The organism is Bartonella sp. AP11XZML (assembly GCF_042196445.1).
In the GTDB taxonomy this organism is placed as follows: Bacteria; Pseudomonadota; Alphaproteobacteria; order Rhizobiales; family Rhizobiaceae; genus Bartonella.
This window is the reverse complement of the sequence record NZ_JBHIQF010000091.1, coordinates 1-21562: the sequence shown is the minus strand read 5'-3', so window position 1 is coordinate 21562 and position 21562 is coordinate 1. Positions and strand designations below refer to the sequence as shown.

The window sequence follows — 21562 nt, the reverse complement described above, 5'->3', positions numbered from 1 at the left end:
GCTTTGATAATAACTCACATTAAAAATGGACTTGAACAATGCTTGACATCATAAGAAATGCTACAAATTCTTGGATTTTTAGAATTTTCCTTGCTATTTTACTCTTATGCTTCATTCTTTTATGGGGGGTACCGCAGTTACACAAAAAAAGTGAAAGAGATCTTATTACTTCTGGAAAGTCCACAGTAACTGTCGATGATTATCGTCTTGCACTCGCCGATCAAAGCGCACGTTTAGCATATGCTGCTCATCTTGGACGAATGTTTACAACAAATGAAATGCAGCAATACCAAATTCCTGCTTTTGTATTTAATCAATTACAACAAAATGTACTGCTTGATGAACAAGCACGTAAAATGAAAATAAGTCTTTCAAAAGATACAATAGCTCATACGATTGGTTCTGATAAGATGTTCCAGGTAAATGGCACTTTTGATAAAAACTTGTTTTATAACTATCTTCAGCATTTACGTATTAGTGAAAGTGCTTTTCTTAATTATTACACCAAACAAGAAAAGCGTAATCAGCTTATTGCTGCTTTACTTTCTGATATGAAGGCACCAAATCTCTTTTATAAAGCACTTACTCTTTATCAAGGAGAAATGCGTATTGCTGATTATCTCGTTATTGATCTAAAAGAAAAGGAAACAATTGCTGATCCTGATTACGAAACATTACAAAAATGGTTTGAAACACATCAAAGTCAATTTCGTGCTCCAGAATACCGTACTGTCTCTTTGCTATCTATGGAACTTAATGATTTTGTAAAACCTAAAGATATCTCAACAGATGAGGCGAAAGCCTATTATACACAAAATGCTTCACGTTTTGTAACGCCTGAAAAGCGTACATTCGAAGAACTGCGATTCCCCTCACGCGAAGAAGCCGATAATGCAGCAAAAAAAATAGCTGATGGATTGAGTTTTGATGAACTGGTAAAAGCTGAAAAAAAGACTCTTAATGACATAAAAAAAGGTCCTCTCGCAGAAAATGAACTTCCTAATCATCTGACATCTGAAATTTTTGAACTTCAACAAGGCCAAGTCAGTCCTGTGATAAATGACTTACAGGGACCTGTTCTCATTCGCGTTACGCATATTGAACCTTCAAGCTCTCTTCCTTTTGAAAGTGTAGAAGAAAATATTCGCCAAACACTTGCCAAAAATCGTGCTACTGATGATATCCGTAACAATTATGCTGCCATTGAAAATGCTCGTTTTGAGGGAGCTTCTCTCAAAGAGTTAGCTGACCAATACAAGTTATCTTTGCGCACAATTACTATTGATAAAACGGGAAAAACGTTTGAAGGTGCAATACTCACGGATTTACCTCAAAAAGATATTTTACTGAATGCCATCTATCAATCAAACGAAGGAGTCGATCTTGATCCTCTCTCTTTTCAAAATGGTGGATATCTCTGGTACAAGGTCGATAAAATTATTCCTGCCCGCGATAAGACACTTGAAGAGGCTAAGCTAGATGTTCTTTCTCAATGGAAAAATGAGGAAATCCAACGTCTTCTTGATGAAAAAGCCCAAAATGCTCTCAAACAGCTCACGGAAGGAAAAAGTCTTGTTGCTCTTGCTCATACCCTTGGTGTTACAAAACAAACAACACCAACCCTCCGGCGTCAAGACTCATCTGAAACCCTTGGCGTTGAAGGCATTAAAGCATTATTTTCCGCTCCCAAAGGTCATTATGGCATCATAAAAGGTCCGGTTGCAACAAACCGTATCATTTATCAAATAAAGACTGTAACCATGCCTAAAGATATCACGTCTCATACTCTTTCAACTGAAGTCCGCACCAATATAGATATGATGATAAGAGAAGATCTCAAGCTAGAAATGCTACAAGTTGCCAATAAAGAACATCCTTTGGAAATTAATAGCACAAATTATAATCAGATCTTTAACGCTCTCCAATAAAAAGATTTTACATAATTTAAAGAACTTATTTGATAAAGTTTCCGTCAGCTCTTCGTCTATAGTTGAAGAGGTAAGATAGATCTCTTGTTTGCATATCTTAGGATCAAACATTTGTATAATGATTCATTCTCTCGCAAATCAGTGCATGTATGGATTTGCGAGAAAATAGTCAATGGAATGTAGAGTCGTTTTTGCAACGCATTAAAAAATATTATTCATCCAAAGGTTGTAAAGGTTGTCGCCCATTAAGCTATAAATATCATCCCTATCGTCACTCATTTATAGCGCATCATATTACTACTCTTAATATCATTCATAAGGAGCATATTGCTTCTTCCTTAAATGATTTCATTTACACACCAAACTTATAATATACAAAAAAACTATTTTTAAAATTCATTATAAAAATGGAGAAATCTTTTTCTATTCAAGACTCTCATTCAATATGAGAAAAAACAAATTATCATTATAAATCAATATATTCATAAATCATAACAGTCATCAATTATGATGTTATAATTTCTCAAAAATAAGAGTTTTTTATAGACTTATAGACTGCTAAGATAACTTCTCTCATAAAATAGAAATTTTATTTCATTTGCAAATGAGCTACAATCAATACATTCAGAGTACTTAAAAGTTCTTCATCAAACAAACCAATGTATTAAGATTTATCTCATGTTTTTCTTTCTCTGCATCTCACCCATCCAATACACTGTATAAAACATATTACTGATGAAGAAATACACTGTATTTTTAAGATCATAAAATTTCTTATTCTTTTGCGTTCATAACAACCAAAACATCAACATTTTTTATAACAAAAAAATGGTTTGGAATCACAATGGCTCCTTTTATCTTCATATGAGAAAATCAGTCTCCATGTTACGCATTCCAACGTAGTAATATTCTTTTACAGTATCTTTGGAAAATTGCCGCTTATTGCTGCCCTTGTTATCAACCAATAACGATATATCAATGGCAAAGTTGCACTCTCTTGAAAAATTGCTGCCCCCAGCTGTATAGCTTTTTGAAGAGAAGCCGGTACAATGACCAATGGAAGAAAAGCTGGCTTAAGAATTCTAGGTAAAGTACAAGAATACTCGTAAAATTGGGTATAATGATCGCGTGATAATGCTACCATAGCTTCAACAATACGACCCTTTTGTTGATCACTGAGACGATGAGATTCCAAATCTTCCCTATTCACTCCTACAGCCTTTAATATATCAGTAGGTAAATAATATTGATATCGTGATTGCATGAATGATAAAAGACGCAATACACCGCTTAATCCTTGAGAAATCCCTCCATGTTCATAGATATCTGTAAACTCTTGTGCAGTTTCAGGATCTAATATCTGACAAGAAAGCTGTAAAATTATGCCTGCTGTCTCACCACAATAATGCTCTAGATCATGAAGTGTTTCTATTGGATTGTGATAAAGATCTAAAATTTGCGCATCACAATAACGTAAAAAAGCTGTCTTAGGTAAATTAAAAAGAGTCATTGCTTTTAATAAATCATTCAAAATCGGATTGTTTCCACTCGTTTGCATTTCACCATGAGCAATAGCATCATACCACCAACGTAACCGTATTTCTCCTATGAGTGGATCATGTACACTTTCGCGAATACGAGAAATTTCAGCATTAAATACATAAAGAGCAGCCAATGCTTGGCGCTTTTTTTTAGGCGCAAATAAAACCGATATATAGCGATCACGATCTATGGTACGTAAAATATCAAGACAATAAGAAAGAGAGCCTATCATTCTATGAACCTATTAACGTCCCTTTTTTAGCAATTAAATTAATATCCTCTTTTTATTCATATTAAAAAATGAAGGATAAGCAAATACAGTTCAGAAAATAAGATTTTTAAATGTGTCTCTTAACTGTATTGTGAATTAAATTTTCTTTTCTAGTCACTTTTCGTTTTAGAAAGAAAAAAATTAAATAAATAATTTTTCTGATAAAACTTATCTTATAGGACTTCAAGTTTTCATTTGCAGTAAAAAAGCTAAAAAACAATCGTAACATGCATAGTAAAACTTGAACAACAAACAACGAAAAACACTTTTTCAGTGGATAGATGACAATGTTATTTTATAAAAAATACACTGATCACAAAAACTTCATCAACTCATTGACCTCCTCCCCATCCTAAAAGACAAAGGTTCTTACCAATACCAATTTGTAAAAAGTCCAATTGCTCTCGGTGAGTTTCTGTTACTATCAATACATTTATTTATAATCATAATTTGTTGTTTTGTATGTTAAATTAGAATCCCAAATATCGTAGATATGCTTTCATTTCAAACCAATTCCATGTTAAATTAATAAAAACCATTCCCTTGCACGTCCCAAGCGTAACTGGCTTGTAGGTAACAACTGTATAAGAAAGAATTAAAAATGCCTCTTATGAACTGTCTCAAGTGCCAAGAGTTGATCACTCATGTGATTCATTAGGAACGACGAGCAAGCTTTGTCCTAAATACTTGCCGCTGTATTTAAAAACACTTTAATATGTTAAGTTATGTATATTCTATACCCTTATATCACCGCCTTAAACGACGGTACTTTACGGCGCAGAAAAATAATCGCACAAGTCTTTCATACTAGACGAGAGCATTTGTTTTATTAAACAATACTCTATTCTACCGCAAATAATAACGCCGCAACAGCGCGATCTTCAGCCAATAAAACATTAAATGTACGCACCGCCGCTCCCGTACTCATTGTATCTGATGAAATACGTTTTTCCCCTAAAAGCACCCGTAACTCTTCAGGTAATCGTAATAATTCAATTCCAGTACCTATTAATAAAACTTCGATTTCAGAAGCTTCTTCTAAAATACGAGATATATCCCCTTGAGTGGGAATAGGCCCTGCCATGTCAATGCCATAAATACCTGATGGTACACAAATAATAGAACCTCTATGAGACATATCAGCAAAACGAAACCCACCATTTCCATAAGCATCAATAGGTGCGCGACTTGGAAAATGTGCTTCACGAATTTGAATTGCATCGAACATGAATAAGCACCTTTTATTTTTGAATAATCCAATTGTCTTTGCTACTTCTCACCATAAAAATTAAAGTAAGGCTGATATAAACATTGATATGTTAACCATAACCTAGTACTGAAGTGAAAATTTTTATATAACACCCTAATCTTCTCATACAACAAATATAGGAAAATTTGGTAATAAATCGCGATAAATTGCTATACCTGCTTCAATAAATCTATCTTTTAAAAAGTTTCCTCAGCTTATTTACTCACAAATTTCTTTTTATAAAAACAATGATCTTATTTAAAAAACAGAAAAAAATTGCGTAATATTCTATAAATAAAGCAACTATTTTAATAATCTAAAGAAAACAAAAACTCCATTTTCTGTAGCCACTATAAAAGCCCCTTTTCCAATGAAATTGTCTTGATCTTGCCAAGCTTTTTACAAAAATGCTTAAAAAATGTAATAAACTGCCATTACACCTTAAGATGCATTTTCCTTTGATATAGCTTTTTTCTCTTCAGAGATACTCATATCTTCTTTCGTTGTCGTTTTAGATTTAGACTTTTGTGGTGTTTTTGCTTTAGCATTAAGTTTTGATTTTTTTTCTGCAACCGGCTCACCTTTAACACGCACATCAGCTAATGTTGAGCGAATAACACGAATATTCATACTCTCACCAATTTCAACCTCTAATTCACCACTCTCGTCGTGAACCTTCGTAACCTTGCCGATAATACCACCACCCGTTATAACTGTATCACCACGACGTACTGCATTAAGCATTTCTTGGCGTTTTTTCATTTGGGCACGCTGTGGACGAATGATAAAAAAATACATAATTGCAAAAATTAAAATGAATGGGACAGCGTTAGCAAATGAAATTCCACCGGAAACATCGCCTGCAACTTGAGCATAAGCGTTCGTAATAAACATTTTTATCTCCTATAGTTAAACCTCAGGTATTTCCCACTCTATTAAAATGAAATTCCGATACAGAAAAAATTCCTAAAGAATTTATCATAAAAAGCAATAACTACATAATCTAATCACAGCTTTACAAAAATACAATAAATCCTTAAGAGGCAGAATACCAAAATACAATGAGAAAAATCTTAAAAAATAGATTCACTTTCCCCTATTGTATATCCTACAATATAAATCTTTTCACTAACTCAATAAATTATACAAGATAATTTTTCTAATGAACAAACTTTAATTTATATAGATAATTTATCGTTTTTGATATCGAACGACAGATCTAAATACAATAAAACGCTCTTATTTCAAACCTTCTGAATTAATCAAAACGATTTTCTTGCACGTCACACATATGAAATGAGCCTGTAGATAAAAACTTTTTAAGAAAGGCGTGAAATATTTTTTTCATGCTTCTCTCAAATGCAAGAGCAATTGGAACACTCAAAGCTGACAAATAGTATGATACTATTGTCTTACACTTTCATAAATACAAAGATGGTAATATCTAACGACCCCAACGAACTACTTTCCTGAAACCAATGATTTTTTGCTGCAATGTTATTGATTTAAGAAAATCAATTGTTTTTCATGAATTTTCTATAAACTGTAAGACTATTCAAATGTAAAAGTCATCAATAAATTAGTTTTCTAAATATTTAAGGGGATCAACAGGTAATGAATTCTTACGCATCTCAAAATAGACACGTGGCGTTTTAACATTTCCTGAAACACCAGATTTAGCAATCTCATCACCGCGCCTTATCCTTTGTCCTTTGTTAACAACAAGCTTACTATTACATCCATAAATAGTGATAATATCATTTTCATGTCGAATCATCACAACATTACCAAGCTCTTTTAGTCCATCTCCCGCATAAATAACCACACCATTTTCTGCCGCCTTTACCGAAGACCCTTCAGGCACTGCAATATCTATTCCTCGATTCATTACTGTTCCCTTTTTTTGACCGAACTGGCTTAATAAACGCCCTCGTACTGGCCAACGCATCTTAGAAATTCCTGTGGCTTGCGGAGTCGTCATATTATCTGTATTCGTAACAGTACTTGACAAACCAGTCTCATGTTTCAATTGCGTCATCTGTTTAGAAAAATTTTTCTCAGAACTTGATTTGTTCATCTTTGCAGAGGGTGGCGTTGTTACAGGAGCTTTATATATAGGAGAGGACTTCTTGTTTTTTATAGAGGACATCACTTGAGATTGGGATGCAGATTCTGTTGTTGACACTGCCCAATCGTTATTATTGTGTGCATTTGAAGCTGCTAATGTACGCCTGCTTGGAACAACAAGGACCTGACCGATATAAATGGAATTGCTGTTTATACCATTTGCTAATTTTAATGCCTCAACACTAACCCCTACTTGTCGTGCAATACTGAGCAGTGTATCTCCACTCTGGACAATATAAGAATTCCGCCGAAAAATAGGAGATTTATCCATTTGTGAACGAGAAAGTGTTCCAAGATTACGTGGAGGGGAGCCCATAACGCGACCATCAGAAGAAGTTATCCTATCTTGATGTGGAAAATTATAGGGGGAATTATCATCTCCCCACGAATCATCACCTGATTCCACAGGTGGCAATTCAGTGCTTTGTATCATACCACTACCGTATGATAGCATTCGCGGGTCTGTATACATAGTGTTTGATATATTTGATTGAGATGATACCGTACGATGAGAGAACGTATTGGAAAAACGCTGTGTACCAGAACTACAACCAGCAACAATAGTTACCACCGCTAACAAAGTTATTCTCTGAAAATTATGCTGGAAAATATTATCCAAAGCTTTTAGACACATCGTTTTGCTCACTCATCAATAATCAACTCACTCCATTAAAGCTTTTTTAAATTACCGAAGAGTTAAAATGAGATGTTTTATTCATAAATATCTTTATATAAGATCAAAATGAATTTAACGTAGACAATTCGCAGAAACTTCTTAGCTTTTAAAAATTAAAGTATCTCCGCAATGCCTTTAATAAAAGGTTGGTAACGCACTTGGAACAGTTCTAAACACTCAAATCGACTACCAATTTTTGTATAGCGCGTCACTGTTTGTACCCCTTCGTCAGGTCCTATCGCCTGAATGAGAATTCCATTTTCAGCTAAAAGTTCTAAAAATTCCTTTGGTTCATCAAACCGTGATGGCCAAATAAGAATGCGATCAAATGATCCTAAGCCTGTCACGCTATGACTTCCATCAATCTGCCGTATAACAATATTTTCAATTCCTAAAGTTTGAAATTTTTGGCGTGCTAAATCAACAAGCGTTTTATAACGATCAATCGTTGTCACACGGTCACTCAGACATGCCATAAGAGCAGTACAAAAACCAGATCCTGTACCAATTTCTAAGACACGATGCCTTTTTTTCAACGATAATGCCGAAAGAATTAAGAGTTGTTCTTCCAAACGTTCCATATATTCACCACACTCAAGGGGAATAACTTTATTATCATAAGCACTATTGAACCAAGGAGCAGCAACAAACTGTTGACGCGGAATTTTCTCTAATGCCGAAAAAAATCGCACGTCATCAATGCCTTTGCCACGCATTTTCAGTACAAGAGCGGCTAACTCCTCACGAAATTGTAAAATACCCTTTTGCCCCATAGTATCATTCAATCTCCAATGGAGGTACATTTTTATCATACTGACAAACTGCTTCTTTTAAAATGGCAAAAACTTGCGTCTGTGTATCATCACCTCTTGGCAATAAACGCATATTGTCTCTCCTTTCGTAAAATTAAGCAGTAATACAGCGCATGCCTCCCATATAAGGTTGTAAAACATCTGGAATAATAATTGATCCATCAGCCTGTTGATAATTTTCAAGTACGGCAATAAGACAACGTCCAACAGCCGTACCAGAACCATTAAGGCTATGAACAAAATGCAATTTTTTATCGCCGTCTTTACGATAGCGCGCATTCATACGACGACCTTGAAAATCTCCACAAACTGAACAGCTAGAAATTTCACGATAACATTCTTGACCAGGAAGCCAAACCTCGATGTCATAGGTTTTACGCGCTGCAAACCCCATATCACCCGTAGAAAGAACCACTGTGCGAAAAGGCAAACCAAGCCGCTTTAATATATCTTCTGCACATTCCGTCATACGTTCCAATTCAATTAAAGACTGCTCTTCACTGGTAATCGAGACCATTTCAACTTTCCAAAATTGATGCTGACGCAACATACCGCGCGTATCACGACCGGCTGCTCCCGCCTCTGAACGAAAACAGGGAGATAAAGAAGAAAATCGCAGTGGTAAATCTGATATTTCAAGAATTTCATCGTTGACCAAATTGGTTAATGGCACTTCTGCTGTGGAAATAAGCCATCGACCATCTGTTGTACGAAAAAGGTCTTCAGCAAATTTCGGTAATTGTGCTGCTCCGTAAACAATCTCATCACGAACAAGAAGAGGTGTTGAGACTTCTGTGTAACCATTCTCATTGACATGCACATCAAGCATAAATTGGCCTAATGCTCGTTCTAGCCGTGCTAATGCCCCTGAAAGTACTGTAAAACGTGTTCCAGACAAACGACTAGCTCGTTCAAAATTCATCTGCTTGAGATCTTGACCAAGATCAAAATGTTCCTTTGGTGTAAAATTAAATGTTGGAGGTGTACCAAAATGTCGAATGACGACATTATCACTTTCATCTTTACCTTCTGGAACATCATCTAATGGAATATTTGGAAGTGCTGAAAGAATTTTCTCAAGACTCTCCGTCAGCTGTTTTTCTTCCACTGTTGCAGAGGAAAGAAAAGCTTTAATCTCTTCAACTTCAGCTTTAAGACGTTCAGCCATTTGCTGATCCGATACCGCTAAAGCCTGTCCTATTTCCTTTGAAATAGCATTGCGACGTTCCTGCGCCAATTGCACCTTAGCAATATGCGACCGACGTGCAAGATCAAGTTGTATTAACCTTTCAGCTTGTGGCTCAAGACCTCTACTTACGAGTGCTTTATCTAATTTCTCAGGATTGTCACGAATCCACTTAATATCAAGCATAAAAATTCCTCATTTATATTGTTTTTATTCATTCCTTATCGCATAAGATTATACACTTTTCTTAAGCGGATTTTCTTCTCTTTTCTATACTGTAAGCAATTAAAATTGAAATCTCGTAAAGTGCTATCGTTGGTAAAGCCACTGCAAACATCGTAAAAAAATCCGACGGCGTTATGATTGCCGCAATAATAAAAGAGAGCAAAATAGCCCATTTTCGTTTAGACACCAAATCATGAGACGTTAAAAATCCAATTTTTGTTAAAAGACTGATGACAAGAGGTAATTGAAAAATCAAACCAAAAATTAGGATAAATGATGTCATAAAGCCCAAATAATCAGAAATACGCACTATAAACTCTATTTTTAAATGAACATCTGGAAGAAATTGTTGAGAAAGGCTAAACCATAGTATTATTGGCGCTAATAGACCATAAACAAACGCTCCCCCAATACAAAATAAAATAGGCCCCCCAATGAGAAATGGTAAAAAAGCCATCCGCTCATTTTTATAAAGCCCTGGTGCAATAAAACTATAAAACTGAAAAGCCGTATAGGGAAAAGATAAAATAATTCCCCCAAAAGCAGAAAGCTTCATCTTCGTTAAAAAAGTTTCCCATACTTGCGTTGATTGCAAACGAATACCCTCAGGGTTACCCCCTGCTATTTTCATTGCCCACTGATATGGCCATAGTAAAAAATTTAAGATATAATCTTTAACAAGAAAACACATCATAAAAGCGATCATAAATGCAACCAAGGCAGAAATAATTCGCTGACGAAGTTCAATTAAATGTTCTAAAAGTGGAGCCATATGGGCATCAACTTCATCTTTCTTAACATTCATGACATATCTTCTTTATCTTTAGAAGCAATAGATACTGTCGTATCTTTATTGGTTACGTTTTGATCGCATTCCAAAATTTCTTTATCTTTTTTTGATTTATGGTGTGTTGCCTTAACATCCAAATTATCGTGGATATCTTCTAATGTATTTTGAATGGGATCAAAAGTCTCTGTCAACTTCTTGCTTGAATCGCTAATATCCGAACATACTTTTTGCAAATTATCGCGCTCGATTTGTTTTATTACATCATCAAACTGATGACGAAGTTCATTTGCTGTTGAATACATATACGCTCTTATCTTTGCTACTGTCTTTAATATTTTAGGTAAATCTTTTGGTCCAACGACAATGATGAGAACAAGTAAGATTACGATAAACTCTGGTCCGTCAATCCCAAACATCTCTTAATTCGACTTTCTCATCAAAAAATATTGCACAATGATGATTGCGTTTTTGTTACTGTTTTTTAGCAACAGATGTTTTGCTTTTTTTAGAAGCAGAAGAAACCTTTCTGCGCGCTGTTGCATGTTTTACCGATAACGGCTGAGATTGTTGAGATTCTACATCAATCATTTGGGAAGTAGGAGCCATTTCAACTTTATCCTCAATGCTATCATCTTCTTCTTTCATATTTTTTTTGAAGGCTTTAATTCCTTTAGCAACATCGCCCATTAATTCAGAAATTTTACCGCGACCGAAAAGCACAAAGATAATCAATAAAATTATAATTAAATGCGTTGGTGAAAAAATATTACCCATTACTCTCTCTAACTTATGCTTTTAAATTTGATTTCATTTATTCATGCTTCCTCTGAAGAATGTATCAAAATAATATCTTACTTGTATATTTTCTTCTTAACTTAAAAACAATTACACGCTTTTATTGCAAAAGAACTTTTTATCCTCTCATCCCTTTTTAGCGTACTATAACACAAACCATTCAACAATGATAAACCGCCTCATACAAAATTCAAAACACTTAAAAACTTTTCTAAAATAACTTCATCTGATCTCCTAGGTTACTCATCTTCCTGTAAATACTATAGCTAATGTCTCTCCTTTTACACAATGTTTTACGTATCATTACAAACATTTCCGTCAAATTATCCTTTACTGATAAAGATCATAACATGCTGTAAAACATTTTACGTATTCAATTAAAAAATTCAGAAAGAAAAATCTCTAAAAAACTTTCTTAACACATCATCAGTCTCTTCAAAAACGATCATCTTACGCACAACATTTATTCTTTGCGTTGGGGTAAGAATTTTATCATCCATTATTTCATATACAATACGAAATATGAGCCATCATCGCATTCAATTAATATCTGTCGTGTAAATAAAAACTATTAGCGGAAAGAGTAAAAATGCACTTTATGAACCAACTCAAGTGCCACGAGGTATGGCAATACTGCTAAAAAATAAAAAAGGTACCAGCTTGCGCCTTTATTCAGTAAAGTACCTCCATATAACCAGCTCTCTAAGCCACTGCATGCCCTAACTATTACAAGTCTCCGGATTCTGGGCACGCGTTCTCATAATATCATGTGTTTAACCTATCTCAGTATTGAAACCAGAATGGGCATGAATAGAAAATTACATTCAATCAAAAGCATGGCATCGAAGCATAATCCATGTAAAAAGAATTTCTTATCCTAGCCTTTTTTATAAGATTACCTTATAAAGCCGCTCGATAATACAGTGTTAGAGATAGATAAACCTATTTACTTTAGTTTAAAATTCCTCATTTTATTGAGATAGCTTGCAGAGCACATATCAATTTTCAAAAGTTTTATTTTAGCATCATACACAATAACCTAGCCATTTAGCGTGTATAATGTAAAGCTTTGGCTCTGCTTAAAGCAATGAGATTCATTCACACTTTTACAAAAATCCATCACTATAACACCAGCACTTTATTGCTCTATCCATAATTTTACGCTTTCTAAAAAACTTATAAATGTAACAATGTTTTTATCAAGCATTTGAAATTCTTTAATCTTTAAACAAGCAAATTTATGAATGAATTTGAAAGATACCCTTCAATTTTTCAACAAACTTCACTAATATTCTCGTTAATTGAGTTTTTTTTATAGTTTTCCTGAAAGAGTCCGCGGTCATAAAAAAATTCTCTTACAACATAAATATCTCTATTGAAATGTTTGATCTCTTCTTGTCTATCTTTCATATAAAAAAATTAAAATTTTAACGATTAATCTCATTATATAAAAATAGCTCTGTGAATAAATGCTCTGATGACATTAATATTTTTTCTGTAGTGTATAATTTGGGAGTGAGGGTATTGTTTGATTTCTACAAGAGTATTTTTATGGATATCAATTCTATTATTCTATGCTAATAATCCGGTACAGTTATACATATGATAGAGTTTACTCCATGAATTATCGGCATATTTATCATGCTGGCAATTTTGCTGATGTTTTTAAACACATTATTGTCACTCGCATTGTAGAATATCTCAAACGCAAAGAAAAAGCTTTTCGCGTTATAGATACGCATGCTGGAATCGGTATTTATGACCTTTCTTCTTTAGAAGCACATAAAACAGGAGAGTGTCGCGAAGGTGTCCAACGACTTTTTTCAACTCCTATCCCAGAAGATTTAAGAACACTCCTTTGTCCATGGTGTGACATCATTGATGCCCTCAATAAAGGGGAAAAAGACATTGTATTTTATCCTGGATCTCCTGTTCTTATTCGTCAATTATTACGGAAACAAGATCGCCTCACCGCAATAGAATTGCACAATGAAGATTATCATATTTTAGCAAAAAACTTTGTAGGAGATTATCAGACAAAAGTTCTGCATTTAGATGGTTGGCTTTCCTTAAATGCTCATGTACCACCAAAAGAAAAACGTGGGTTTATCCTTGTTGACCCTCCCTTTGAAAAAGCTGGAGAGTTTTCCCGCCTTATTGATGGATTAACGAAAGCCTATCGTCGCTTTTCTGGAGGAATCTACGCGTTATGGTATCCTGTTAAATATGACAAAGAAATTGAAAGTTTTCTTCACGCGCTTTATCAAACCGGAATTCCTAAGATTCTACAGCTTGAAATGCGTATCCGAAAAAGTTCAAGTCCACCGACAATGAATGGAAGTGGTATGATTATTATTAACCCTCCCTACCTTTTGGAAGAAGAAATGAAAAAACTCAGCCCCTTTCTTATCAACCGTCTGGGACAAGATGAAAATGCCAAAATAACGCATAAGTGGCTTCAAAAAGAACATCTATTATTTTAGATCTTTCTCTGATATTTTTCCTAAATCAAATATCATGTTGTAAAATACAAAGGCATTAAATGATCAAGTTCTTTGATTCTTTGGATAATATTAACATATTATAATGGTAAGCTAATAATGATCAGCGTGAATTATTTTTTTAGAAAGCCTATCCTCTTAATCATTATGGATTTCCTATTCCAATCATTTTAATGGATAAATTGGCCAAATTCATAAAGCTGCCTTAGAATAACAACACTCATATTTTTTATGAAAAATCGGCTCTCTAAAATCATACTCTTATGTTATAAGATATTATTTATAGAAAAAAATTATAAAGACATAAATAATCATTATTTAATAAAAAAGAATATTTCATATATTAAACAAACAACATATTCGTAACAAACGGAATGGTCCTGAAAAATAATACAAATTGTCCGCAAAATGAACGGGAAAAACTTTCTTTTCTCTCTAATGTTACATGGCATAATGCCAATCAAAGCAATGAGAAAAATCAGTTCCAAGGTATCAAGTTCATACAAGAGTTTGTTAGACACCTTCCGCATAAGCCAGGGGTTTACCGGATGATTGGTGAAAATGGTGATATTCTTTATGTTGGCAAAGCCCGTAATCTCAAAAAACGTGTTTCAAACTATACACGTGAACAAGGACACAATAATCGCATTACCCGCATGATTCGTGCAACATATCATATGGAATTTATCGTCACCCATACAGAAACAGAAGCACTCCTTTTAGAAGCCAATCTCATCAAAAGATTGCATCCACATTTTAATGTACTCCTGCGTGATGATAAAAGTTTCCCTTATATTATGATTACAGATGATCATCGAGTGCCTGCACTTTACAAACATCGTGGTGCTCGAACACGAAAAGCTCACTATTTTGGTCCTTTTGCTTCTGCTGGTGCAGTGACACAAACAGTTCATGTTTTACAACGCGCCTTTTTATTACGAACCTGTACTGATTCAGTTTTTGAAAACCGTACACGCCCCTGTTTGCTTTATCAAATTAAGCGATGTTCTGCACCTTGTACTCATGAAATTAGTGACAGTGATTATAAAGAACTGGTGAAAGGAGCAAAAGCGTTCCTTTCGGGAAAAGATCAATCTATTAAAAACGATATGGTTCAAGCTATGCATAAAGCCGCAGAAAATCTTGATTTTGAACAAGCAGCTTCCTATCGTGACCGCTTATCCGCCCTTTCTCACATACAAAGCCATCAAGGTATTAATCCTCAAACGATAAAAGAAGCGGATGTATTTGCAATTGCGCAAAAAGAAGGAATGACCTGTATTCAAGTGTTCTTTTTTCGCATGGGGCAAAATTGGGGAAACCGTGCCTATTTTCCTAAAGCAGACCCCTCTTTTTCCCGCACTGAAATTTTAGCGAGTTTTCTTGCCCAATTTTACGATGATAAACCACTTCCCAAAAGCATCCTTTTATCTGAAGAAATTGAAGAAAAGGCACTTCTTACAGAAGCGTTTAGTCTCAAAGCAAACCACAAAGTATCCCTCTCTTTACCTAAACAAGGTGAACGAAAAACTCTTGTTAATCATGCCTATCTCAATGCGCATGAAGCACTTGAACATAAGCTTGCTGAAACAGCCACCAACACAAAATTGCTTCAAGGTCTTGCTGAAACATTCCAACTGCCTTTTCCTCCACGCCGGATAGAAGTCTATGACAATTCTCATATCATGGGAACAAATGCTGTAGGGGCTATGATTGTTGCTGGTCAAATGGGATTTATTAAAAATCAATATCGAAAATTCAACATTCGCTCAACAGATATCACGCCTGGCGATGATTTCGGCATGATGAAAGAAGTGATTAAACGAAGATTTTCACGCCTTATCAAAGAGCATGATCTGCCAAATAGAAGTCATAACATAAAAGATGATGATCTTTTTCCCATTTGGCCTGACCTTATCTTAATCGATGGTGGTGAAGGACAAATCAACAGCGTACATGCAATACTTGCTGAATTACAATTAAATGATCTCTTCACAGTTGTTGGAATCGCCAAAGGTGTTGACCGTCATGCAGGACGTGAAAGATTTTTTATAAAAGATATTCCTCCCTTTACACTTCCTCCACGTGATCCTATCCTCTACTTTTTGCAACGTCTGCGTGATGAAGCACACCGTTTTGCGATTGGAACTCATAGGATAAAACGAAAAAAAGCAACATTCAAAAACCCACTTGATGAAATCGAAAATATTGGTCCGACAAGAAAGCGTGCATTGCTTCATCATTTTGGAAGTGCCAAAGCTGTTGCTAGTGCCTCATTTGAAGATTTAAAAAAAGTTACGGGAATTTCTATGACAATTGCACAAAAAATTCATAACCATTTTCATGAAAAATAGGCTTGTTTCATAACCTTCGCCTTGTTACGTTTAGGAAATATATTCTCTTTCACAAGAATTAAAAATGGCTCCATGAAAAATCATACTTTTTCTTTTCCAAATATTTTAACTTATGCACGAATTGTTGCAGTCCCAATGGTTGTTGCATGCTTTTTTTTAGAAGGGCGCCTACAATCAAGTGATATCGCACGTTGGATTGCCGTTTCTATTTTTATTATTGCATCTATTACCGATTTTCTTGACGGTTACCTTGCTCGTATTTGGGAACAAACATCCAATATTGGTCGCATGTTAGATCCAATTGCCGATAAACTTCTCGTCTCTGCTTGTTTGCTCTTGCTTGCCGCAGACAGTACCATCGCTGGGTGGACACTATGGGCAGCTATTATCATTCTTTGCAGAGAAATTCTTGTATCAGGATTACGTGAATATTTGGCTGAGTTAAAAGTTAGTGTTCCTGTCTCTCGTCTTGCAAAATGGAAAACTTTTGTACAAATGATCGCTATTATCTTTCTTTTAGCAGGACCAGCCGGTAATAAAATTTTCCCTTACACAGTAGAGTTTGGCATTACTATGCTGTGGATTTCTGCCCTCCTTACATTGTGGACAGGGTGGGATTATTTTCGTGCAGGTTTAAAACACGTTATCCTATGAATAGTATGGAATTTTATAATGATGATTTATCTTTTTGTCCTTAAATAAGAGATGAGAATAGCATAAGATTGATTTATTTTAAATCTATTAATGATAGATCAATAAAATGCTTTTTTGCACATTACAAGTAAGGGTAGCGTGTAGATAAAAACTCTTCAGAAAAGAGTAAATAGCCTTTATATTTTCGTAAAAGCAGCTGTAATATTAAAAGCTAAAAAAACGATTAATGCTCCATATGCTTTCAAAAAAATCTATAATCTCATAAGCAAAAAACCGAAATATAGTGTTCAAGGCATTGATTTACAATGATAATATAGCGTTATTCATATTGAATGAGAACCCTGAATAACGTAAGATTCTCTCATCTTAAATCTGTGTATCTTGAATCAATCAAAATCACTTGCTTGCACACCACAAGCGGGGTTGATGTGTGGGTAAAAACTATAGCAGAAAGGAGTAAAAATGGTTCTTATGAATCGTCTTAATGCAAGGGCTGTCGCAACATTGGGAGCTGGCAAATATAATGATGGTGCCGGCTTGCTTCTCCATAAGCGTAAAGATGGTGGTGCTCAATGGCTTTATCGTTATACCATTCATGGTCGGCGCCGTGAAATGGGCTTGGGTGCTTTAAGAGATGTCTCTTTAAAACAAGCCCGTGAATTGGCAACTGGGTGGCGAGCTGTTTTACGTGAAGGGCGTGACCCTATTAAAGAACGTGAAAAACAAAAGCGTGAGGCAATAAGCAATCTCCATTACTTAAAAGATATTGCACTAGATACTTTTGAAACTCGTAAAGCTGAATTAAAAGGTGATGGTAAAAATGGTAAATGGTTTACACCTTTACGCCTTCATATTCTCCCTAAATTAGGCTGTTTACCCGTTTCAGAGATTACGCAAACAGAGATACGCAATACCCTTTCTTCCATTTGGCATACAAAGGCTGTAATTGCTCGAACAGCATTGATACGTCTTAATCTTTGTCTCAAACATGCGGCTGCATTAGGTGTAGATGTTGATTTACAAGCTGTAGAAAAAGCAAAAGCTCTCTTAGGAAAACAACGCCATAAGGTCACTAATAGACCAGCCATGGATTGGAGAGAGGTTCCGGCTTTTTATAAAACACTCTGTGAAGCATCAACCATAACACAACTGGCTTTGCGTTTGCTTATTCTGACAGGTGTTCGTACCAATCCTTTACGTCATATTCATAAAGATCAAATTGATGGGGATATATGGACCATACCTGCTGAAAATATGAAAGGCAAGCGTGATACAACAAAAGAATTTCGCGTGCCTTTATCAACTGAAGCATTAGACATTTTAAAACAAGCACGATTGCTTTCTCGTAATGATTTCTTTTTTTCTGCTAAAGGTCGCGGTCCCCTCGCTGAGAAGTGTATGGCTCAATATATGAGAGACAATAAGCTTGAAGCCTGCCCGCATGGTTTTCGCTCTAGTTTACGCGATTGGCTTGCCGAAACAACCGATGCCCCCTATGAGGTCGCTGAAACCATTCTAAGTCATACAGTAGGAGGACAAGTAGAGCGCTCCTATCGTCGCACTGACTATCTAGAACAGCGCCGTGTTTATATGGATAAATGGGCGGCTTATGTCACGGGTCAATCTTAAGATATGGGGTGCATAACCCCATTATCTGTGGATAACTTTAGCTCTCTTTTCTCTCATTCTTTCTCAATAAGAGTCATAAATTATCACATCAGAAATTATATGATAAAATATTGTTTTCTATAAATAAAATACCTTCAAAAAGGAACCAAAATGTGGTTAATAAATGGTTATGATTTGTTACCATTTTTATAGTGAAAGGATTTTAATATGACAGAAAATGATATTCTTTTGACAGACCGTGAAAGTGCAAAATTGCTTCATATGAGTGTCTCAACTTTCCGCCGTCATGTAACCAATGGCTCTTTACCAAAACCTTTAAAATTTGGTTTTTTATCGCGTTGGTTACAATCAGATCTTTTGAATGTCATCGAGCAAGCAAAACAGCAACGTTATAACGACGCGGCATAAAAAGAAAACCTTGTCACGTAAGGACGGACAAGGCTTTCTCAAGCTCATCAACTNTAAGGTTTGCATTCAAGTTGTTCTGAATGCTTTTTACAATAAGGGCTATTTAAGCGTCTCTCAACACTTCGCTGAGGCATGACAGCACCAGGACGACATATGGGAAGATTATCCGATTTATGATTTTCACACCAATCTTGTATTGTAAAGCTAGGGCGAAAACCTGATTGCGCCATACACATTTCAATACTGGCAAATTGATTCAAATCTAGCGCCACAACCTTATTAAGGTCCGGTACTCCACATTCTAAAAGTATTTTATTTCTCCATAATGCTGGAGAAAGTGAGGGAATTGAGTTAACACATCCAGTGATACTTAACAGAGCTATACAACTCAACAGTTTTAAGATTTTCTTCATTATTCCCCTCTTTCAATGGATTTATTTACAATAAAACAGCTCATAAGCCTGTTGATATTTTCTGTCATCGCTGCTTAAAGCAACGGTGACCAATATTGAGATGATGGATTGAGAAAACAATCCCGCCATTCCAAGTGAAGGCAAGGATGGCAGATTATTGATCATCACTAGCAGTGCTTAAGGTTGGCATTCTGGTTTATTTTTATATTTTTGGCAATAAGCGCTATTTAAACGCTTCTTGACACTTCGTTTTGGAATGACAGCACCTGGCACACAAATCGGAAGATCTTCGGCATTATAATTTCTACACCGATCTCTCCACTTCCCTCCTAATTTACTATGAAAACCTGCTTGGGTTAGACATGCATAAATAGATGTATTCGCATTTATACTTAACTCTCTATAATCCATCATATAATCATCATGAGGATTCAGCATTCCACATTCTAATAGTGCTTTTTTAATCTCAATCTTATCTTCTCCTAGCTTCTCTAATACATCCACAGCCTGGTAAGGACCTGGAAAACATCCAGCTATAATAAGCAAAGCCAATCCACTCAATAACTTTAAAGTTGCTTTCATTTTTTCTCTCCTTCAATGATTTTTTATGATAAGATTGCTTATAAGCTTGTCGATGTTTTATATTCCTCTGTCCATATCAATTTGAAACATGTTGAGTGCCGATACAATTGGCCCACACACTTATGCAAAAGATAAAAAAACTAAAGATTACTCTTAATCATACCATCATCAAAAAACTACGGTAGACATTCAGGCTTGTTTCTATTTCTTTTACAATGGGGGCTGTTCAGGCGTTTCTTAACACTTCTTTGAGGAATAACAGCACCTGAATGACAAATTGGAAAACGAGCATCAAAAAACTCACACGAACTCAAATATCCGGATTTATATCTAAAACCTGCTTGAACCATGCAAGCTTCAATTAATGCGTTCGCATTTCCGTCTAACTTTCTGTTGTATTCATCACGATTATAAGGTGTTGGCATGCCACATTCTAACAGCGCTTTCCCTATATCAATTGTATTTGCACCAGGCTTATCCCATAATTCCCAAGCTGATAAGGGAACCTCAGCTTTATACTCACATCCAGCTATACTTAACAGAGCTATGCCGCTCAATAATTGCAAGACTTTCTTCATTTTTCCCCTCTTTCAATGGATTTATTTACGATAAAACAGAGCTCATAAACCTGTTGATATTTCCTGTCACCGCTGCTGAAAACAACAGTGAACAATATTGAAATGGTTAGTTGAGGAAACAATCCCGCCATTCCAAGTGAAGGTAAGGAGGGGGATTGTTGATCATCACTTAAGGCTGACATTCATCCGCGTTTTTATACCTTTTACAAAATGGGCTGTTCAAGCGCTTCTTGACACTGCGCTGTGGTATGACAGCACCTGGACGACAATTTGGAAGGTTGTCTTCTTTAAAAGTATAACACCAGCCCCCCCCCCTCAACTCTATTTTTATAGCGGAAACCTGATTGGACCATGCAAGCATCAATGGAAACCATTGCATTAGGAGTGAGCTTTTGAGTTTCTGAATCCTCATCATAAGGCGTTGGCATTCCACATTCTAATAAAGCTTTTCCTATCTCAGTAAAATCTGCTCCTGGCTTCTCCCACATATACATATACCCTGGAGCAGGTTTATCGATATTGCATCCAATCACGCTTAACAGAACGAGCCCGCTTAATAGTTTTAATATGTATTTCATTTGTTCCTCCTTGAAGGGATGTATATACGATTAGGATCCCCATAATCGCTTTGACATGCCTTACTTGCATGACTATAACAAACATGAGGGCTGGGATAACCAAATAGTACTTTCTTTGCCTCTTTCACTACGTTACTACCAAGGGGTCTCTTGTCAAAAGTAGCGGGATTCTTGCCAAACACAACACCAACAAAATCATCTGCATGGTTTTCCAAGCCGACAGTGGTTTGCTTGCCATCCTTTAAGATATATAACGTATCTGCC

Annotated in this window: 18 protein-coding genes and 2 pseudogenes; 6 read left to right on the top strand and 14 right to left on the bottom strand. The window is 35.5% G+C overall.

Annotated features, from left to right (window positions below; all coding sequences use genetic code 11):
• The first annotated feature begins 38 nt into the window (after positions 1-38).
• Complete coding sequence (locus ACFIMG_RS09390) at positions 39-1928, top strand: peptidyl-prolyl cis-trans isomerase (RefSeq protein WP_375679125.1); 1890 nt, start codon at positions 39-41, stop codon at positions 1926-1928.
• Between the two features lie 913 nt (positions 1929-2841).
• On the opposite strand, the gene ACFIMG_RS09385 is transcribed toward ACFIMG_RS09390, so the two are convergent.
• The 9 genes from ACFIMG_RS09385 to tatA form a co-directional block, all read right to left on the bottom strand.
• Positions 2842-3702, bottom strand: coding sequence for a phytoene/squalene synthase family protein (locus ACFIMG_RS09385; protein WP_375643083.1), 861 nt, complete (start codon positions 3700-3702; stop codon positions 2842-2844).
• Between the two features lie 880 nt (positions 3703-4582).
• Positions 4583-4969: an Mth938-like domain-containing protein gene (locus tag ACFIMG_RS09380; RefSeq protein WP_375643084.1), complete on the bottom strand. Its 387-nt coding sequence runs from the start codon at positions 4967-4969 to the stop codon at positions 4583-4585.
• A 462-nt stretch (positions 4970-5431) separates the two neighbouring features.
• Positions 5432-5884, bottom strand: coding sequence for a preprotein translocase subunit YajC (yajC, locus tag ACFIMG_RS09375; RefSeq protein WP_375679124.1), 453 nt, complete (start codon positions 5882-5884; stop codon positions 5432-5434).
• Between the two features lie 685 nt (positions 5885-6569).
• A complete protein-coding gene (locus ACFIMG_RS09370) occupies positions 6570-7751 on the bottom strand; it encodes a peptidoglycan DD-metalloendopeptidase family protein (protein ID WP_375679123.1) in 1182 nt (393 codons plus the stop codon).
• A gap of 155 nt (positions 7752-7906) precedes the next feature.
• Entirely contained in the window at positions 7907-8566 is a 660-nt protein-coding gene (locus ACFIMG_RS09365) for a protein-L-isoaspartate(D-aspartate) O-methyltransferase (protein ID WP_375679122.1), read from the bottom strand.
• A 133-nt stretch (positions 8567-8699) separates the two neighbouring features.
• Positions 8700-9977 carry a serine--tRNA ligase gene (gene serS, locus ACFIMG_RS09360; RefSeq protein WP_375679121.1) on the bottom strand — a complete coding sequence of 426 codons (1278 nt, stop codon included), beginning with the start codon at positions 9975-9977 and terminating at the stop codon, positions 8700-8702.
• Positions 9978-10038: 61 nt separating this feature from the next.
• Positions 10039-10821: a twin-arginine translocase subunit TatC gene (gene tatC, locus ACFIMG_RS09355; protein WP_375679120.1), complete on the bottom strand. Its 783-nt coding sequence runs from the start codon at positions 10819-10821 to the stop codon at positions 10039-10041.
• Positions 10818-11222 (bottom strand): twin-arginine translocase subunit TatB, encoded by a 405-nt coding sequence (locus ACFIMG_RS09350; RefSeq protein WP_375679119.1) that lies wholly within the window; start codon positions 11220-11222, stop codon positions 10818-10820. Before ACFIMG_RS09350 ends, tatC begins: the two co-directional genes overlap by 4 nt.
• A gap of 55 nt (positions 11223-11277) precedes the next feature.
• Positions 11278-11580, bottom strand: coding sequence for a twin-arginine translocase TatA/TatE family subunit (tatA, locus tag ACFIMG_RS09345; RefSeq protein ID WP_375612915.1), 303 nt, complete (start codon positions 11578-11580; stop codon positions 11278-11280).
• Between the two features lie 1640 nt (positions 11581-13220).
• Here tatA and ACFIMG_RS09340 point away from each other — a divergent pair.
• The 5 genes from ACFIMG_RS09340 (at position 13221) to ACFIMG_RS09320 (ending at position 19147) form a co-directional block, all read left to right on the top strand.
• Positions 13221-14084 carry a 23S rRNA (adenine(2030)-N(6))-methyltransferase RlmJ gene (locus ACFIMG_RS09340; RefSeq protein WP_375679118.1) on the top strand — a complete coding sequence of 288 codons (864 nt, stop codon included), beginning with the start codon at positions 13221-13223 and terminating at the stop codon, positions 14082-14084.
• A gap of 392 nt (positions 14085-14476) precedes the next feature.
• Complete coding sequence (gene uvrC, locus ACFIMG_RS09335) at positions 14477-16456, top strand: excinuclease ABC subunit UvrC (RefSeq protein WP_375679117.1); 1980 nt, start codon at positions 14477-14479, stop codon at positions 16454-16456.
• Positions 16457-16528: 72 nt separating this feature from the next.
• Positions 16529-17110 (top strand): CDP-diacylglycerol--glycerol-3-phosphate 3-phosphatidyltransferase, encoded by a 582-nt coding sequence (gene pgsA / locus ACFIMG_RS09330; RefSeq protein ID WP_375679116.1) that lies wholly within the window; start codon positions 16529-16531, stop codon positions 17108-17110.
• Positions 17111-17572: 462 nt separating this feature from the next.
• Positions 17573-18739 (top strand): tyrosine-type recombinase/integrase, encoded by a 1167-nt coding sequence (locus ACFIMG_RS09325; RefSeq protein ID WP_375679115.1) that lies wholly within the window; start codon positions 17573-17575, stop codon positions 18737-18739.
• Between the two features lie 207 nt (positions 18740-18946).
• Positions 18947-19147 (top strand): AlpA family transcriptional regulator, encoded by a 201-nt coding sequence (locus tag ACFIMG_RS09320; RefSeq protein ID WP_015856172.1) that lies wholly within the window; start codon positions 18947-18949, stop codon positions 19145-19147.
• Between the two features lie 47 nt (positions 19148-19194).
• Here the strand turns inward: ACFIMG_RS09320 and ACFIMG_RS09315 are convergent, their stop codons facing one another.
• The 5 genes and pseudogenes from ACFIMG_RS09315 to ACFIMG_RS09295 all read right to left on the bottom strand — a co-directional run.
• Positions 19195-19560 carry a hypothetical protein gene (locus ACFIMG_RS09315; protein WP_375693604.1) on the bottom strand — a complete coding sequence of 122 codons (366 nt, stop codon included), beginning with the start codon at positions 19558-19560 and terminating at the stop codon, positions 19195-19197.
• Positions 19561-19737: 177 nt separating this feature from the next.
• The gene (locus ACFIMG_RS09310) at positions 19738-20142 is read right to left on the bottom strand and encodes a hypothetical protein (protein ID WP_026500686.1); all 405 of its coding nucleotides are present in this window, start codon (positions 20140-20142) and stop codon (positions 19738-19740) included.
• Between the two features lie 176 nt (positions 20143-20318).
• Positions 20319-20720 (bottom strand): hypothetical protein, encoded by a 402-nt coding sequence (locus tag ACFIMG_RS09305; protein WP_026500687.1) that lies wholly within the window; start codon positions 20718-20720, stop codon positions 20319-20321.
• Between the two features lie 169 nt (positions 20721-20889).
• A pseudogene (locus tag ACFIMG_RS09300) lies at positions 20890-21298 on the bottom strand (hypothetical protein).
• Positions 21295-21562, bottom strand: a pseudogene (locus ACFIMG_RS09295) (hypothetical protein); the annotation flags it as partial. The pseudogenes ACFIMG_RS09300 and ACFIMG_RS09295, both read right to left, overlap by 4 nt.

What these genes read in the sequence shown, in the direction of transcription:
- ACFIMG_RS09390 (WP_375679125.1), top strand. Translation starts at nt 39, where the DNA reads ATGCTTGACATCATAAGAAATGCTACAAATTCTTGGATTTTTAGAATT.
- ACFIMG_RS09385 (WP_375643083.1), bottom strand. Translation starts at nt 3,702, where the DNA reads ATGATAGGCTCTCTTTCTTATTGTCTTGATATTTTACGTACCATAGAT.
- ACFIMG_RS09380 (WP_375643084.1), bottom strand. Translation starts at nt 4,969, where the DNA reads ATGTTCGATGCAATTCAAATTCGTGAAGCACATTTTCCAAGTCGCGCA.
- yajC (WP_375679124.1), bottom strand. Translation starts at nt 5,884, where the DNA reads ATGTTTATTACGAACGCTTATGCTCAAGTTGCAGGCGATGTTTCCGGT.
- ACFIMG_RS09370 (WP_375679123.1), bottom strand. Translation starts at nt 7,751, where the DNA reads ATGTGTCTAAAAGCTTTGGATAATATTTTCCAGCATAATTTTCAGAGA.
- ACFIMG_RS09365 (WP_375679122.1), bottom strand. Translation starts at nt 8,566, where the DNA reads ATGGGGCAAAAGGGTATTTTACAATTTCGTGAGGAGTTAGCCGCTCTT.
- serS (WP_375679121.1), bottom strand. Translation starts at nt 9,977, where the DNA reads ATGCTTGATATTAAGTGGATTCGTGACAATCCTGAGAAATTAGATAAA.
- tatC (WP_375679120.1), bottom strand. Translation starts at nt 10,821, where the DNA reads ATGAATGTTAAGAAAGATGAAGTTGATGCCCATATGGCTCCACTTTTA.
- ACFIMG_RS09350 (WP_375679119.1), bottom strand. Translation starts at nt 11,222, where the DNA reads ATGTTTGGGATTGACGGACCAGAGTTTATCGTAATCTTACTTGTTCTC.
- tatA (WP_375612915.1), bottom strand. Translation starts at nt 11,580, where the DNA reads ATGGGTAATATTTTTTCACCAACGCATTTAATTATAATTTTATTGATT.
- ACFIMG_RS09340 (WP_375679118.1), top strand. Translation starts at nt 13,221, where the DNA reads ATGAATTATCGGCATATTTATCATGCTGGCAATTTTGCTGATGTTTTT.
- uvrC (WP_375679117.1), top strand. Translation starts at nt 14,477, where the DNA reads ATGGTCCTGAAAAATAATACAAATTGTCCGCAAAATGAACGGGAAAAA.
- pgsA (WP_375679116.1), top strand. Translation starts at nt 16,529, where the DNA reads ATGAAAAATCATACTTTTTCTTTTCCAAATATTTTAACTTATGCACGA.
- ACFIMG_RS09325 (WP_375679115.1), top strand. Translation starts at nt 17,573, where the DNA reads ATGGTTCTTATGAATCGTCTTAATGCAAGGGCTGTCGCAACATTGGGA.
- ACFIMG_RS09320 (WP_015856172.1), top strand. Translation starts at nt 18,947, where the DNA reads ATGACAGAAAATGATATTCTTTTGACAGACCGTGAAAGTGCAAAATTG.
- ACFIMG_RS09310 (WP_026500686.1), bottom strand. Translation starts at nt 20,142, where the DNA reads ATGAAAGCAACTTTAAAGTTATTGAGTGGATTGGCTTTGCTTATTATA.
- ACFIMG_RS09305 (WP_026500687.1), bottom strand. Translation starts at nt 20,720, where the DNA reads ATGAAGAAAGTCTTGCAATTATTGAGCGGCATAGCTCTGTTAAGTATA.